Consider the following 13,889-nt stretch of genomic DNA (forward strand, 5'->3'; position numbering starts at 1 on the left):
TCAAACCGCCTCCCGTTTTATCGATTTGCGATCAACGGCAGGGGAAAAAGACCGCCTGGTCAGACGAACCAAAATAGCAAATAAAACAACAGATAGAACAACAGCCTGAGGAACGACTGCCCAGCTTGTTAATGGATCGCCATTTTCAAGAGGCACACCGTTTGGATGGATGCCAATTGTCGGGCACATGACCCTGATCGGCCAGCTCCACGGATTCAACCACCACAAAGGACTTGTTGCCGAGATGATGCCCAACACGATACTGCCCAGCATATTGAACAAAACGGCAGATATAAACCCAAATTTTCGCGCTATCCATAAACAGATGGGGATCTCCCACAGTGTCGTGAGCCAAAGCAGCAGATTCGCGGCAATGACTGTCAAATGAATGCTCGAAAATTGAGGAATGACAAACTGCATCACAACCATGAACCCTAAAAAAACAGCTTGAGACGCTAAAGAATAAAGCGCAATGACGCTTATTTTTGCAGACCAGATCATATGTAAATGTACGGGAGAAGAAAAAATGCCGTTATAATTCGACGCTTTCGTTTCTTTCTGGTGTGATAATGCACAAAGCAATGCGATCATGACCGGCATCAAGATGACAGACCACCAATTATACGTACCTGCTACAAAGAATCCCGGATTCATTAAAAAGGCGAAGCAAATATTAATCAAAGGAACAATGAAAATCATCTTTCTCGAAAATGTTCTTTTAAACTTCAGGTTTTCCGCTTTTACATAATATCCGATCATTTTACTCCGCCTTCTTTCCCCCGCGTTGATTTGACGACATCCATAAAAAGCCGCTCGAGATCGTCCCCCTTATTGATTTCCCCCTGATATCCGAGGTATCCTCCGCTGATAATCCCGATATCGTCTGCGATCTGCTCGACTTCCGACAGAATGTGGCTTGATAAGATGACCGTCATCCCTTGCTTGGGAAATGACCTGATCAGTTCCCTCAACTCTTGTATACCGATCGGGTCAAGACCGTTCGTAGGCTCATCAAGTATGAGTAATTTAGGGCGATTTAAAAGGGCGATAGCGATTCCCAGCCTCTGCCTCATCCCCATAGAAAACTGCCCCGCCTTTTTCTTTCCGGCATGATGCATATCAACGGTTTGAAGCACCTCTGTTATTCTCGCATCCGGAAGACCCAATAATGTGGCATGCACCTTGGCATTCTCATAGGCTGTTAAATTATCATACAGAGGCGGAGATTCTATTAAAGAACCGATGTCTTTTAATACAGACCTTTTCCATTTCCGTCCCTCAAACAAAATGTCCCCGGCCGTCGGGTTTAAGATTCCGGTTAAAAGTTTTAAAGTCGTTGATTTTCCTGCTCCATTCGGTCCAAGCAGGCCGTAAATACTGTTCTTTTTAACTGACAGTGAGACGTCTGAGACCGCTTGCGACCTTCCAAACTTTTTTTGAAGATGCCTTGTTTCCAATAGAATTGTACTCATCTTAATCTCTCCTTGTTTGATCTGATCGGTACCGCTATCTTAAAATACCTTTCTCAAGATTTAATCAGAATCAAACGCAAAAAACCTTCCGGTTCCCCGGAAGGTTAAGCAGCCTTTGCCTTAAGAAGGCATAAGCTCAAGATGATGATCCAGTTCGTCCTGCAGGACGGCTTCAATATCTTTAAAACGATTCGATACAGTCGAAGCGCTGACACCGTATTTTTTTGCAAGCTTCGCCTGGGATATCGATTTTTCCGATTTGGAGATCGAATTGATAAAATACTCCAAAGCAGCTGCAAAGGCTTCTGTTTTCTTGATGACCGGCGCTTTTTTGGCACAATACGATTTCCAAAGGCCGACCGCCCAGGAGACAAATGATTCAGAATATCCTTCGTCAAGCATACCTTTCTCAAAGACAAGCGCTGTTTCTTTTTCCATCTCATTGGCCCATTCGATGTCTTCCGACCCTTGTTCAGACGGTGCACTCTCTTCCTGCCGGCAAAGCTGCATTAACACATGATGAAAATCCTCTCTCATCAGCTGTTCTTTTGTCCCGCCTTCTTCTGTGAAACGGCTTAAAGCCTCGTTTAACCTGTCTTTAAGAGCATCCGCCATTTTTGCAGGATAGATGGTGAATTGTAAGAAGAACTCGGTATGGCTTCCGATCTTGATCGGAAAGCCGAGCACATACTCATCTACAAAAGGCCCTTCCCGCTTTACATTCATCCTTATGGTGAGCTCTTCATTTGTTACAGCATCCTCAAAGCGAATGCCGCCATCTGTTATATGTTTCACACGCAGCAGCGCAGGGGAGAGATCTTTCCATGATTGAACGGCTTCCTTAGTCTGCGATCTGAGAATCGAAGAACCCTTTTTCTGTAAAAAATCTTCGAAAATCGTCAGTCCTCCGTCTGCCAATGGCCGGGAAAATACTCCCCACACGCCCAGATTAAAAACACATATCTTTTGTGCAGACTGATCCAAGTCTGACAGAAAAGAATACTGATTAAGAAATTGATCGATTGTGTCTTTATGTTCCGTAAAAGCGAATTCCATGACGTCTTTCTGGATTTGTTTCAATTCCTGCACCGCGACTGCCGGAAACGCTCCCTCCGCTATGCCGCAGCATTTTTTATATTTCAGCCCGCTGCCGCAGGGGCAAGGCATATTTCTCTTTACTTTTCCCACGTTTAAACCTCCGTATCTTATACTACAACTTATTTATTTTATCAAAACTTTCAGGAGGGGGAAATCCGATAATGAAAATCAGTATGATTTAGCTGAAAAGTAAAATTTTATAAAAGAGAATAAAAGATTGATTTAAAAATAGAAAAAAAGACTAAAATTAGTCGGATTACACTTTTCATCCGCATTGATATTCGGAGACGGATCTCCTGAGGTCGCTGCAGCAGCACTGATGGTATCCGCTTTTGATGCCGCTGACAAAGCTCCGGGGCACAATTGGAAAAGCAATTTTTAGAATTCGCATTGTTTCTGATGATTTAGGCCGACGGATGAAGCTATGGCAGGCTTTCGTGCGCGACATCGTCTTATGGATGCATATCGCTTTCGGTCTGCTGTATTTAACCGCCGTTTTTTCAGGAACGAAACAAGTCGTCCACGATTTTGCGGCTAAAACATATGTCATGAAAACGAGCGACACGGAGTAAACGACCTTTATGTATTTAAGTGCATACAGGAAATGAAAAAGGGATATGACTCCCTTTTTCTATTTCCGGTATTCCAGCAGACTGATGGTCAGGAGCACAAGGAAGCACCCCAGCCACTGAACGGGAGTTAAACGTTCGTTTAAAAACAAAACACCTCCGAAGATGGTGAGGACGGGGCCGATCATGGAAATGACGGCTCCCCGCTCCGCTCCTATCCGCTTCATGCCTTCCAGCATGAATAAAAAAGGAATGACCGTCGTCACCGCCGCAATGATCATAAAAAAACCATACATTGCGGGAGGATAAGAAAGCAGGATTCCCGGTTGTTCTCCCGTTGCGCGAAGCAGCGCATAACCGGCCATCGCAAGACTTGCCGCCGACATTCCATAAGCATTCATCCGAATCCCGCCGATTTGACGGACAAGGCTTCCCGCCGCAACAAGATAAACCGCATAGGCGACAGCGGACAATAAGATCAAAAAAGCTCCTGACAGGTTCGCTTCAAATGCTTGCACATCCCATCCGCCGACAGCCAAGAACAGCCCGGCATTCACAAGCAAGATGGCGGCAAACGTTTTACCCGAGATCATTTTTTTATTTACAAAAGCCGTTATGATCAATACGAACATGGGATAGCTCATCACAATCATCCGTTCAACGATTGCCGAAACATCATAAAGGCCGATAAAATCAAGCAATGGCGACAGAAAAAAACAAAGCAATCCGGCCGCATAAGCTTTAAAAATCTCCGCTTTTTCTGGTTTAGCCGGAAGCTTTAAACGATACACAATAAAAATCAGCCAAAACAGCGGCGCCGCAAATAATTGCCGGTACAACAGCACTGCTTCCGGCTGTGCACCTTGTTCATAAGCCCATTTGACAAAAATGGATTTTGAAGCAAAACACATCGTTCCAAAGACCATAAAAACGACCCCGGCCGCTTTTCCAACACCGCCTTGAAGATGGCCGCTCTGCTCAGCTGTACTCTTCTCTGCTCGACTCAACTCTAAACACCCGTCCTTTTTATTCGTTGATATGTTTTTTTATAAAATGGAGCAATGTGCTGCCCTGCGCCGTCAAAATCACACCTTTTCCCGAACATTTTGGACAAGGCTCCGGCTCTTCTCTTCCGCTTCCATTGCAATTTGGACATGTCGTTTCCAAATCGTCCGTTGCAATCACCATTTACCATCACACCTCCGTTTCCATTTAACATGATGCGGCCACTCCGGCCAGCCTTCCTCCATGGCCACCACCTCCTTAAAAATACAAAAAAACCCCCGTCACAAAAGGACGAGGGTCTCGCGGTACCACCTTTATTAATCGCATCAACGATTCGCTTGGAACATACGGAAAGGGAACAGTCAGCCCTTTCGATACGCTTCTCTTGATAACGGAGAGAACATCCCGGCTCCGCCTACTGTCGTTTCAGCGAAGCGATTCAGAAGCCCATTCGGCATCAGAAGGGTATCGGTTCACACCAGCCACCGACTCTCTTAAACCCATACTCTGACACGTACTTGCTCTTCCTCAATATCGTTTAACCGTACATGATTTGTAAAAAATATATTACTCTGAAAATTAACGGGTGTCAATCAGCGGCCCATCCTGGCTTAATGAATATGACATTATAAGTTGATTTTGCAGACTCAAATTGCACATCAACTAAAAAAACCGCCTAAAAGGTCATTTCACAACCTTATCAGGCGGTTTCCAGCGATTATTCCTTATTCCTGTCAGCAAACACCGTCATGGCGTCGCACATGAACTTCGCCAAGCCGGCGCCGTATTGATCGATGTTTTTCGTAAAGCGCTCGTCAGCGACATACATTTGTCCCAGACCTTTGAAAGCTTCAAGCGAATAGCTGTGGCCGGTGTTATTGTTCAGAAAATCGTACCAATCCTTTATAGCCGCCTGCGCTTCTTCTGAGTCAGGGGCGCCTTCTCTGAGGGCGGCGATTTTTCTGTAAATGGCATCATATTGCTGTTCCATCATTTTTCGTTCATCTTCGGACATTGATTCGATAAAGGCCTTCGATTTATCGACGGCTTCATCGCCCCAGCGTTCCCTCGCTTCTTCCTCATACGGGTTTTGACTGAAATCAAATCCCGCGAATTTTTCCTCGTTTGTCATGTTGATTTCTCCTTTCGCGAATTGGATCGTTTTATCGATTGTCGCAATCATTTGGTCAAGCCGGCTTCTTTTCTCCAGCAGCGCTTTGCGATGGAGCTGAAGCGCCTCATTCCTGTCAAATGAAGGGTTCTCAAGAATGCTTTTAATCTTTTTTAAAGGGAAGTCAAGCTCTCTGAAAAACAGGATTTGCTGCAGCTTTTCCAGATCGTCATCTGAATACAGCCGATACCCGGCTTCGGTCGTCTCCGACGGAGCTAATAATCCGATTTCATCATAATGATGCAGTGTGCGCACACTGATGCCGACTAAGTCGGCCACTTCCTTTACTTTCATTTTCATTTATCTGACCTCCCTTCGATATTGACTATAAAGTATCCCGCAACGTGAGGGTCAATGCGAAATTTGAAATTTTTTTATACAAACAAAAAACCCGGCAAAATTGCTTTGCCAGGTCTTTTAAGAATTGTTCAGCAAGACTTCTTTAAGAAACTGATCATCCAGCCACTCGTTCAGCTGCACCGCGGAGAATCCTTTTGATACATTGAGATCGATGAGCGTTCCGCCGGCATAGTCGAAAGATGCCGATCTGTCCGGAATGGTGTCCGGCCCTTTCGCCAGGACATTCTTCAGCTTCTTCAGCATATTTTGAAAGCTCTTCTCCAAGTCGCTTTTCGGGTCTTTGGCAGATTCAATCACTCTGATGAGCCTCTCATTTCCGCCTTCAAGCTCTCCTTTTTCATCCAAACTGACATCAGCCAAAGACAGACCGGCAATCGTTTTCAAAAACTCATTCACATGCCATTTTTCATAAGCTTCTTTATCCAGCGGCGTTCCATTTTGTTCACCGATCAGTTCCGCATGGCTCAACAGACGGGCGCCAAACCGTTTATCACTGTTATTTAAAACGGCTTCGATCCGGGTTCTTTTTTGTTCATCTTCGATGCCTTCAACTGTAATCCGGTTATTTCCGTCTACATGCAATGTCAGATGTTCACTCTCGGAAAGGGAAATTCCGCTCTCGCGCAGCGTCTCATCGATCTGGCTGTTCAAACGCTGCCTGTCCACATAAAGATTATAGATCTCAAATTGAACGCCGTTCATTTGTGATCGTAATGACGGTGCATTTTTTTGAGCCGCTTCAGCCTGTTTGCTGATGGAGAGGGTGTCTGTTTGGCTGCCGACCATTCTCTTGGAACCTGTAGTCTTAGCCGGCATCTCCGCGGCGGCAGGCTTCATCAGCTGCTCGGAATAAAGCGAAAGTTTTACCCTGTCTCTAATATTCATGGGAGCTCCTTTCATGCCAATTACATTCGATTACTTTTTATATCGGACGGAATTTGGATCTGTTTACCAGCCGTATGTTGAATCATATTGATAATTGATCTTCAGCTGCGGCGATCTCCATGTTGAACTGCTCCAAGCGAGCGAATAGTATCTCACATTCCATGTCGTTTTGACCGGAAGCGCAAGTTCAGGCTTTAGATCCGGAAACAGTGTGCCGCCGGAAACCGATGTGTGCCAAACGCCTTCTTCCTTGTTCAGAACTTCCCTGTAGGTGTGTCCGAGGCTCGGAGAAATGGTTCCCTCGGCGGAAACGCTTTTCACAGTCGCTCCTTCGGGAATGGCCGAGACATTGGCAAGATTGACGGTGGCAACCGGAGAAACGACTCCCTGTCCCGGGCTTGAGATGGATGATGGAGACAAATTCGCCGTATAAGCACCGCTCTTCATTCTGTCGATAAATTCAAGTCTGTAAAATCCCCATCCGTCATATGAACCGTCTTTAGACATGACGACCGCAATGTATCGGCCTGTCTCCGGAACATCCAAGCGGATGATTTCATTTTGGTTTCCCGTTCTTTCAGAAGATCCTACTGCAGGATAGCCGTAAGCATCTTTAAATAAGTAAAGATCATAGTCTGTATTTGCCGGGATGTTCTTTAGGTGAATGGCAAGCTGTTCTCCCTTTGTCGCGTAAAATTTGTAATAATCTTTATCGCTTTCGCTGTGAATCGTCGCCGAAATCGTCTTGTATTTCCACAATCCTAAATCGTAAGCCTCAGCGAAAGAATTGTTGGGTTCATACTCATCTTCGTAAACATTTGCCGAAGCCGAAAATGCTGGAATCGCCATCAAAAACACACTGAACACGAAAAGAAACAAACTTTTTTTCATTTGTCATTGCCTCCCGTTTATTCATCACCATCAAGGAACTCCCTTCCTTATATCGGTAATTAAATTGGAAGTTTAATGAATATTTTTAAAATAATATAATTTTTCCAAGTTTACTCATCCGATGGCTCTGCCACACTGCCCACAAAAAGGTTCATTCCGGATGTTTCATCAACAATCGCGAAATAAAACGGATGGTCTGCAGTCATCGTCACTTCAGGGACGGGAGCTGATTCGATGATCTCAACCGCCGTTGCCGCGGATGCTTCGGTCCCCGCTTCATCCACTTTGATAAATGTTTTATGTCTGACTTTATCAATTTGAGCGGCGCCTTCTCCGGCAAACATATTTGAAAAATCCGCGCTGCTAAACACGGTTTTCATTCCAAGCCGTTTAAGCGGTTCATTTAACATGTAGTCTGTTTGAAATGAGAAGCGCGGCAGCTTGAGTTCCACCTGTTTCATCGTCCAGTCCTTCTGTAAGGCGCGCCACTGATCATACGTCATGCCAGCCAGAAGCTGTTCAAGACTTGCCGCTTTTTTCGGCAGAAAAACAGCTAATGAGAGACCTTCGTCTTGAAAGGGAAGCTTGACGGCTTGAAAATGTTCGTTTTCCAGATAAGGAAAGCGGTTAGTCTGCGTCATCATGGGGTGTTTTTTTGCGGAGCCGTCCGCTGAATAAAATGGCTGTTCCGCTGTCATGTGAGGATCAAATGGATGCTTCCAGCTTTCTCTAAAATAGACGGCATTGATGATGTAGGCAATCGTATTTGACGAGACTTTGTCAACGATCTGATCAATGCGGTCTTTCGTTTTCTTTTTGACCCAGCCGTTGATTTCTTTTGCTGCCCGATTTGGATCATCATGAAGCTGATAGGCGTCGCCAAGGCCTTTGATCGCGTCTTGAAAGCTTTCTTTCAGCTCCCTTTTGGACCATATCGAATTGGCCGATGAAAATTCGCCGTGAGGCAGCGTTTCTAGCGAACGATTCACAGATTGTGACATCCTGTTGATCGATGTCATATCCGTCTGGTTGAGGTTTAAAGTGCCGAGCAGTTCCTTTCTGCTGTCTCCCGCGGCACCGTTTGCCGTCATCACAAGTGCCTGGTGAATACTGTAAGGCGAGAGGAAGATGTTTTTCCGGCTTCCTTCCTCTTTTATCATGTCTAGAAACAATGCGAGCGCAAACCGCTGTTCAGCTTCAGATAACGAGGCGTCCGTTTTTTGCGCGGATCTGACGGGCGGGGGATCAGCCTCCTTGTGCACTCCGCATCCGGCCAGCAATAAAAGACCGGTCCATAGCACCATCGCACTCCATTTCGATTTCAATTGTCAACACCTCCTACTGTTGTAGTGGGTTTAGCATTGGAAAACGTTACAAAAAACGGCAGCCGGTGCAAGAAATCCGCAAAAAAAGCTTATCCATTGCTGGATAAGCTTTCTGTTATGCGCTCACTGTCCTTTAACAGCCAGTTCGCGCAGATCCTTTTTGACGATTTTGCCGAGCCTGTTTTTCGGAAGGCTGTCGGTAAAGACGATCTCAGGAATTTTATAGTCGGACAGGCGCTCTTTGCAATACGCGATAATGTCCTCCTGCTTGAGGCCGGAGCTTTCGTTTTTCACCACATATGCCCTCGGAACTTCCCCGTACATTTCATCCGGGACGCCGATAACGGCCGATTCGACGACTCCGGGCACTTGATCGATGATCTCCTCCACTTGGTCAGGATAAATGTTGTCGCCTCCGTAGACAATGACGTCTTTATACCGGCCGGTAATATATAAAAATCCGTCTTCATCAAGCTTGCCGGAGTCCCCCATATAAAACCAGCCGTCTTTCAGCACCTTTTGCGTAGCGGAAGGATTTTGGTAATACCCTTCAAAAACATACGGGCTTTTGACGACGACTTCTCCGACTTCGCCTCTTGGCAGCTCTTCATGTGTATCAGGGTCTTCGATTTTTATGCTGACTTGCGGAATCGGCTTGCCGGCTGAATTGACTTTATCCCAGCCCATGTCAGGCCGCCATACGCTGACCGTCCATGCTTCTGTGCTGCCATACCCCTGCACCATCAGGATTCCCATGTCATTGTACTCCTTAATCAGCCGCGCCGGCACCTTGGTGCCGCCGGAGACAAGCATTTTCACTGATGACAGGTCGAATGAATGTCTTTTCATTTCCTCCAGCATGTAAGTGTAGACGGAAGGAAACGCCATCATCATATGAATCCGTTTCTTCTCAATCTCCTGCAGGATTTCAAACGGTTCGGGATCCCATAAGAAATGAAGGCCAATTCCTTCAAAAGCCGCCTGAAAAACATGGTTGAGCGAGCTCATATGATAAAGCGGATGGCTCGCTAAAAAGCGCATGCCTTTCAGCTGTTTCGATTTCACGTTCACCTCTGTCAAGTATGCTGCCAGACTGCCGTGGTTGACCATGCAGCCTTTCGGATTTCCGGTCGTGCCCGAGGTGAACAGCATTAAAGCCAAATCATGCTCGGTCACCTGGTCGGCCTCCACCCCCAGCGGCCTGTTTTTAAATAAGCTCTCAAACTGTTCAGTCGTGTTCATTCCCGCACCCGCTTCAATCATCAGGCAGAACTGAAGCTGTTCGCGGAGCGGCGTTAGTATATCGGCAAATTCCAAGTCATAAAACATCACCTTCGGCCGGCAGTTGTTCACGATTCCTTTTAATTCATACGATGTCAGCTGCCAGCTTAACGGCACGACTGTCGCCCCGATTTTAAGAGACGCCAGCAAAATGACGGGAAAATGATGATTATTTTTACATAAAACCGCGATGTGGTCTCCTTTTTGAACACCCTCCTCCAGCAGATAATGAGCCAGCTGGTTCACCCGTTGATGATACGCTTTGAACGTAAACGTTCGATCTCCTCCGGACAATGCTTCCAACCCATCTGACGTTTCCATATGATGATTGATTAATTGCTGAAGTGTACTCAAAATTTTCATCTCCAAATTTTCATTGTTTCTCACAAAACCTGGTGAGATTATGTGACGCACAAATTCATTCTAAAACAAAATATATCCATTGTAAAACTATTTCATAATAGAATTATTATCTTTATGAATTGATAACAAAAGAAATTAAATGACTCATGTTAAAATTCATAAAATCGTTTTTTGCGGAGCATTCGCTTATGATAAAATAGACCTATGTTTGTTTGGTCAGCTTGAAATGGCTGATCTACTACACGATGTCGGAAATGAGGAAACCTTCATGAATCACCATCGGATTGAAGCGAATCTATTGGATCATGCTTTCACGAAATATTTGCGGTCTTCAAAGAAATTGGACGAAGAAACGATTCCGAAAAGTATCACGAGCGGCAAAGGGTTTATTTTGCGTATCATTTACAGACACGAAACATGTACAATAAAGGAGATTTTACAGGAGGTTGCCCTGTCTCCATCAGCAACGACAACAGCTCTGAACCATTTGGAGAAAGAGGGCCTTGTGATCAGATCGAGAAATAACGATGACCGGCGCACCGTCTGGATCGAACTGTCGCAAGAAGGAACGAGGATCGCCGCACAGATGGTGGAAAACCGCCAGGCCTTGATCGACAAGCTCTTCGACAAGTTGTCAGAAGAAGAAAAAAAGGTTTTTTTTGCTATGATTGAAAAAATTATAATGTGAAACGGGCCGTCGATCGAAATCGACAGCCCTTTTTTTTATTGTCTGACCCCAAGCGCGTCCAGCGCCATCTTCAAGTGTTCTTCTTGCTTTGTCTGCAGGGCGAACATGCCGATTTCAATGCCGTAGGCGGCCTGCAATTCCGTAATATGCTCTTTCATCCGCGGCCAGACCCGGCCTCCTTCTTTTTCATAATAAGAGATGAGCCGGGCGGTTTCGGCTTCTCCTAAAATCGTCTCGTATAAAAGAAAGTCTTTTGCCGGGTCGGCGATTTTCGCTTCCGTCCAATCCAACAGCCCAGTTATGCTCTGATGCTGGTCAATCAAAATATGCGGGGGATGCAAGTCGCCGTGGATAAACGCGGTATGTTCAGGCCAATACGAGTCGTCGGACAGCCACTTTTGCCACCTTTCCCAAAGCTCGCCGCTGACCCCGAGCTCTCTTTTAATCTGTTCCATCTGCTCTGCTTTTGACCGCCTGACGCCATCCGGATTCATCACATGCATGCCCGCTTCTTCTGCGGCTTTATGATCGATGCCGTGCAATAGCGCGAGCGTTTTCGCCAATGATTTGACAAAGGCTTCAGCCGGGGGCTCATGATCCATGTTCCAAACGTAATTCTTCATCTCCATGTCAATGACTGCGGCAGGAACCCCCGGAAGCTCCGGATATGCGATCAGTTCGGGGGTATGAATGCGCCAATCCGGAACTCCGGCAGGAAGGCGGTTTTGCAGCAGCTTCAGCACTTTCCCTTCATACATCGCTCTTTCAATCACATCGTCGCGCTGCGGTTTTCTCAACACCCATCTCTTACCTGCTTCATCTTCGGCAAAGACGACTTGAAAATCCATGCCGGACTCGTTGATTTCCGCATCCTTTCGTTTCAGCCGAAGGCCGTGTTTTTCCGCAAGTTTTAATGTATGTTCAATTTGCTCATTTACAGTTGTCATATACGATTTTCCCCTTTACTGAAGGTTTTTAATAAAAAAAAGCACAGGTCGTCTGCCTGCGCTGGAAAGTAAACGGAAAAAAGATATGACAAATAAACTGAAGGCAAGCTTCAGATCAGCTATTTTTAAAGGCAAAAAAAGAGGCGCTGGAATCCGCGCCTCTCCCTCTGTTATTGCATAAGGGTCCCCTAAAAACAGGCAGACTGATCCCGATTACCCTGCACACAGGCAGAGACTTTGTTCACGATTTAGTTAGCGAGGACAAAGTTCAATCGGAATCTGATGTATGCCATTTGGGAAATCCCTCCGTTCATCAAAGTTAGCCTTATTTTAACAGGTTTTGGAATGACCCGCAACGCAAAATTCAATTATTCAGAAAATCATCCTGATAAAGGAAAATTTGCTTATCGAAGCGGAAAAAGGGGTGCGTTCCTGCCTTTTAAATTAATGATTCACACCCGTTCGCCGCTTTAATTCTCTTAGCCATGCCGTGTCCCCGGTTCCATAGCTTTTCTTTTGCCCTGTATCCCGCAAAGATCCGTTGCTGTAGTCAATAGATAAGATAAAATCCGGAACAGAATCATATCCGGCTTCCGCAAGTCTGTTCAGCTCTGCTCCATAATGAGCGATTGCGAAATGAGCCGTTTTCTTTTGGACAGGGTCCTTCTCCAGCTCTTCTTTATACACATCTAACAAATCACGACCGTCAGGAGTTACATATCGGCCATCAACCACTTCCAAGTCCTTCAGGTGATAGCCTGTCACCTCATATATCTCGCGAACCGTCTGATATTTTTGCTGCGCTTCTTTGGAATATTGGGCTGAATCGCTGCTCAAACTTTTCATGATATGCAGAAATAACTGTTTGCCATTTTCTCCTGATTGCAATATATGTTCAAGTTGATGGATGAGCTGCTCATCATCTGTTCCGCTCACCTTTACTTGATAATCAATCGGTGAAATTGTAAAGGTGAGCGCCGCATCCGCAGGAATGGCAATATGATATTGATCCAGCAGCGCTTGAAGCTGTTTGTTGACTTGGCTGCGCTGATATATTTTCTCATTCTCCGCCTCTACTTCCCCATTAAAATTCACATTTCGAAACGCGGCATCCTGCATATTATAGTTTTGCGCTTTTCCTTTGAACAGCCACTCCGTTTCATTGTCATATGCAGCTTGTCTTTCTGCTGCCGACAGGTCATTTCTGAAATAAGGGGAATTGGAATTTTTGTATTTATCCTTAATATAGCCTAAAGGGTCAGGTTTCGTTTTGTTCAGTGCATTTATTTTGCTGTATTTTTCATCTAAGATTTTTTTCCTGATATCACTTTCTGACTCATAGGGGTTTTGGGCATTGATCTTCGTTTCTGCCACAGTTTGATCATTTGCTGCTTCGTATGCGCGCCTGAAAGCTTCGGCATGATTCACAATACTGTCCTTTGAGTAGTTCAGCTTACTCAAACTTTCCTTCGATGGTCTTCCCGCTTGACCGCTGGCCTTCTTCGCAAGGGCAGTGATATCGGAAGAGACATTTTTTACAGTTGTATCAGCCGGATTCCTTTTCAACATATTCTGGACCAGCAGCTGTGTATGGATGTATTGACTATTGAGACGCATTGGGTACCTCTCCTCAATTCTTTCTATAATCCCTATATCGGCTTAATTATGTTTATATTAACCTTATTAAACAGTAATTTACATAGCAGCCTCATCAATTTGGATGAAAAATCAAAAGGCATCCGAATAAACGGATGCCACAGATTGTCGACAAAGCCATAAAAAGTGGCTTGATCGACAAGCTTTTTTTGTTAAAATGTGAGTGAAATCTAGTTTT

The 13,889-nt window shown here is 45.3% G+C and carries 14 protein-coding genes and 1 other annotated feature; of the genes, 2 read left to right on the top strand and 12 right to left on the bottom strand.

What is annotated here, in order from left to right:
* The 3 genes from QMZ64_RS09620 to QMZ64_RS09630 form a co-directional block, all read right to left on the bottom strand.
* Complete coding sequence (locus QMZ64_RS09620) at positions 1 to 759, bottom strand: lantibiotic immunity ABC transporter MutE/EpiE family permease subunit (RefSeq protein ID WP_301441282.1); 759 nt, start codon at positions 757 to 759, stop codon at positions 1 to 3.
* Positions 756 to 1,472, bottom strand: a complete 717-nt coding sequence (locus tag QMZ64_RS09625) for a lantibiotic protection ABC transporter ATP-binding protein (protein WP_265624941.1) — start codon at positions 1,470 to 1,472, stop codon at positions 756 to 758. Before QMZ64_RS09625 ends, QMZ64_RS09620 begins: the two co-directional genes overlap by 4 nt.
* A 120-nt stretch (positions 1,473 to 1,592) precedes the next feature.
* Positions 1,593 to 2,660: a YecA family protein gene (locus tag QMZ64_RS09630; RefSeq protein WP_265624942.1), complete on the bottom strand. Its 1,068-nt coding sequence runs from the start codon at positions 2,658 to 2,660 to the stop codon at positions 1,593 to 1,595.
* Between the two features lie 245 nt (positions 2,661 to 2,905).
* Between QMZ64_RS09630 and QMZ64_RS09635 the strand changes: the two genes are divergently transcribed.
* On the top strand, positions 2,906 to 3,142 hold the full coding sequence (locus tag QMZ64_RS09635) for an RDD family protein (protein WP_265624943.1): 237 nt from the start codon (positions 2,906 to 2,908) through the stop codon (positions 3,140 to 3,142).
* Positions 3,143 to 3,201: 59 nt separating this feature from the next.
* Here the strand turns inward: QMZ64_RS09635 and QMZ64_RS09640 are convergent, their stop codons facing one another.
* From QMZ64_RS09640 to QMZ64_RS09670, 7 genes are all read right to left on the bottom strand, one after another.
* Positions 3,202 to 4,146: a DMT family transporter gene (locus tag QMZ64_RS09640; RefSeq protein ID WP_265624944.1), complete on the bottom strand. Its 945-nt coding sequence runs from the start codon at positions 4,144 to 4,146 to the stop codon at positions 3,202 to 3,204.
* A gap of 19 nt (positions 4,147 to 4,165) precedes the next feature.
* Positions 4,166 to 4,327, bottom strand: a complete 162-nt coding sequence (locus QMZ64_RS09645) for a tryptophan RNA-binding attenuator protein inhibitory protein (RefSeq protein WP_043926115.1) — start codon at positions 4,325 to 4,327, stop codon at positions 4,166 to 4,168.
* Between the two features lie 101 nt (positions 4,328 to 4,428).
* Positions 4,429 to 4,685, bottom strand: a binding site (T-box leader).
* 177 nt (positions 4,686 to 4,862) lie between these two features.
* Complete coding sequence (locus tag QMZ64_RS09650) at positions 4,863 to 5,615, bottom strand: MerR family transcriptional regulator (RefSeq protein ID WP_243943712.1); 753 nt, start codon at positions 5,613 to 5,615, stop codon at positions 4,863 to 4,865.
* A gap of 117 nt (positions 5,616 to 5,732) precedes the next feature.
* On the bottom strand, positions 5,733 to 6,560 hold the full coding sequence (locus QMZ64_RS09655) for a DUF4885 family protein (RefSeq protein ID WP_265624945.1): 828 nt from the start codon (positions 6,558 to 6,560) through the stop codon (positions 5,733 to 5,735).
* A gap of 63 nt (positions 6,561 to 6,623) precedes the next feature.
* Entirely contained in the window at positions 6,624 to 7,451 is an 828-nt protein-coding gene (locus QMZ64_RS09660) for a PPC domain-containing protein (RefSeq protein ID WP_265624946.1), read from the bottom strand.
* Between the two features lie 110 nt (positions 7,452 to 7,561).
* Complete coding sequence (locus QMZ64_RS09665) at positions 7,562 to 8,776, bottom strand: serpin family protein (RefSeq protein WP_265624947.1); 1,215 nt, start codon at positions 8,774 to 8,776, stop codon at positions 7,562 to 7,564.
* Between the two features lie 123 nt (positions 8,777 to 8,899).
* Entirely contained in the window at positions 8,900 to 10,411 is a 1,512-nt protein-coding gene (locus QMZ64_RS09670) for a class I adenylate-forming enzyme family protein (protein ID WP_265624948.1), read from the bottom strand.
* A gap of 277 nt (positions 10,412 to 10,688) precedes the next feature.
* Between QMZ64_RS09670 and QMZ64_RS09675 the strand changes: the two genes are divergently transcribed.
* Positions 10,689 to 11,108, top strand: a complete 420-nt coding sequence (locus tag QMZ64_RS09675; protein ID WP_243943720.1) for a MarR family winged helix-turn-helix transcriptional regulator — start codon at positions 10,689 to 10,691, stop codon at positions 11,106 to 11,108.
* Between the two features lie 35 nt (positions 11,109 to 11,143).
* Here the strand turns inward: QMZ64_RS09675 and QMZ64_RS09680 are convergent, their stop codons facing one another.
* Both QMZ64_RS09680 and QMZ64_RS09685 read right to left on the bottom strand, forming a co-directional pair.
* Positions 11,144 to 12,055 (bottom strand): macrolide 2'-phosphotransferase, encoded by a 912-nt coding sequence (locus QMZ64_RS09680; protein ID WP_265624949.1) that lies wholly within the window; start codon positions 12,053 to 12,055, stop codon positions 11,144 to 11,146.
* Between the two features lie 444 nt (positions 12,056 to 12,499).
* Positions 12,500 to 13,672, bottom strand: coding sequence for a DUF4885 domain-containing protein (locus tag QMZ64_RS09685; RefSeq protein WP_265624950.1), 1,173 nt, complete (start codon positions 13,670 to 13,672; stop codon positions 12,500 to 12,502).
* Positions 13,673 to 13,889 lie beyond the last annotated feature (217 nt).

This window comes from Bacillus sp. LB7 (assembly GCF_030449715.1).
Taxonomy (GTDB): domain Bacteria; phylum Bacillota; class Bacilli; order Bacillales; family Bacillaceae; genus Bacillus; species Bacillus paralicheniformis.

Coding starts and splice junctions, on each gene's coding strand:
- QMZ64_RS09685 (WP_265624950.1), bottom strand. CDS start 13,672: ATGCGTCTCAATAGTCAATACATCCATACACAGCTGCTGGTCCAGAAT.
- QMZ64_RS09635 (WP_265624943.1), top strand. CDS start 2,906: ATGCCGCTGACAAAGCTCCGGGGCACAATTGGAAAAGCAATTTTTAGA.
- QMZ64_RS09660 (WP_265624946.1), bottom strand. CDS start 7,451: ATGAAAAAAAGTTTGTTTCTTTTCGTGTTCAGTGTGTTTTTGATGGCG.
- QMZ64_RS09655 (WP_265624945.1), bottom strand. CDS start 6,560: ATGAATATTAGAGACAGGGTAAAACTTTCGCTTTATTCCGAGCAGCTG.
- QMZ64_RS09680 (WP_265624949.1), bottom strand. CDS start 12,055: ATGACAACTGTAAATGAGCAAATTGAACATACATTAAAACTTGCGGAA.
- QMZ64_RS09675 (WP_243943720.1), top strand. CDS start 10,689: ATGAATCACCATCGGATTGAAGCGAATCTATTGGATCATGCTTTCACG.
- QMZ64_RS09625 (WP_265624941.1), bottom strand. CDS start 1,472: ATGAGTACAATTCTATTGGAAACAAGGCATCTTCAAAAAAAGTTTGGA.
- QMZ64_RS09645 (WP_043926115.1), bottom strand. CDS start 4,327: ATGGTGATTGCAACGGACGATTTGGAAACGACATGTCCAAATTGCAAT.
- QMZ64_RS09650 (WP_243943712.1), bottom strand. CDS start 5,615: ATGAAAATGAAAGTAAAGGAAGTGGCCGACTTAGTCGGCATCAGTGTG.
- QMZ64_RS09620 (WP_301441282.1), bottom strand. CDS start 759: ATGATCGGATATTATGTAAAAGCGGAAAACCTGAAGTTTAAAAGAACA.